This window comes from Blautia sp. AM28-27, from assembly GCF_003480905.1.
Lineage (GTDB): Bacteria > Bacillota > Clostridia > Lachnospirales > Lachnospiraceae > Fusicatenibacter > Fusicatenibacter saccharivorans.
In genome coordinates this window covers 1-1,328 of sequence record NZ_QUJK01000039.1, presented here as the reverse complement: position 1 = coordinate 1,328, position 1,328 = coordinate 1, and the positions used below count along the sequence as shown (strand labels likewise).

1 protein-coding gene is annotated in these 1,328 nt (G+C 43.9%); it reads left to right on the top strand.

Annotated elements, in window-relative coordinates:
• Positions 1 to 105 precede the first annotated feature (105 nt).
• Positions 106 to 1,293 carry a transposase gene (locus DW743_RS17790; RefSeq protein ID WP_238046251.1) on the top strand — a complete coding sequence of 396 codons (1,188 nt, stop codon included), beginning with the start codon at positions 106 to 108 and terminating at the stop codon, positions 1,291 to 1,293.
• The last annotated feature ends 35 nt before the right edge of the window (positions 1,294 to 1,328 follow it).

The following is a 1,328-nucleotide window of genomic DNA, read 5'->3' as shown; positions in this document are numbered from 1 at the left end:
ACTATAAATGAGCAAATCCAAAATATTGCACAAAAGAAAGACACCCTCTGTAGAAGGATGTATAATTGAAGTACCAACAAACAACATACTCACTCAAACAAGGGGGTGTCCGTTGCAAACAGTATACATCATTCCAAACATATTTACAATTACCTGAAAGCATTAAATCTCGGATTATTTTTATCCGATGTGTATCTGAACCACTTATTGACCATCATCCTGTCTGTTTTTCTCCGGGGATACCGGGGAAAAACAGTTGATTTCCAAGAAGTCAGCCATTGCCACAGGACAACGACCGCTTATTTCCTGAATCACGGAAAATGGAAGGACGATGCATTGCAGGATGTTTTAAAAAGCAGCATCCTCCAAGCCATTTATAGGGAAGCACAGCGTTCCGGACAACCGATTTACTGTATTGTGGATGATACGATTGCTTCACATACCCGGCCTTCGTCACAGGCGGTTCATCCAATCGAAGCTGCGTATTTTCATCAATCACATTTAAAAGGCTGTCAGGATTATGGGCATCAGGTTGTCTCCGTTATGCTTTCCTGCAACGGGATTACCCTGAATTATGCAGTCATCCTGTACGATAAATCAAGATCAAAGATCCAGATTGTACAGGAGATCGCGGAAGAACTTCCCGCTGCGCCGGTCATTTCCTACTTTCTTTGTGACAGCTGGTATACTACTGCAAAAGTGATGGACCGTTTTATTCGGAAAGGATTCTATACGGTTGGGGCATTAAAGACCAACCGAATCCTTTATCCATGCGGGATCCGTCAAAAAGCCAGTGCATTTGCCCTTCATTTGCGGAAAACAGACCCGGATGTCAGCCTCGTGACCGTTGGCAGCCGTGAATTCTATGTATACCGCTATGAAGGGGAGTTGAATGGCATTCCAAATGCAGCGGTGATCCTCAGCTATCCGAAGGATGGATTTGGGAATCCCAAAGCATTGCGTGTATTTCTCTCTACAAATGCAGAGTTATCCACGCAGGAGATCCTGGACACCTATACGAAACGGTGGCCGATTGAATTATTTTTCCGGCAGAGCAAAAGTAAACTTGCGCTGGATAGTTATCAAATCCGATCCCGTCAGGGAATCCAAAGGTATTGGCTGATCATGTCGTTGGTCCACTATTTGTGCTGTATGCATTCTGGAAACTACTGCACATTCGAAGAGGGATACGCATCCTTGAAGCAGCAGCTAAAGCAGGAACAGTTTGCAAACCTGTACCGCCTCATAAAAAGCAGCGCCTCATTCGAAGAAGCTTTTAAGTTTGTGGGATAAGTTTGTGCAAAATTCGATATTTGCTCATTTATAGT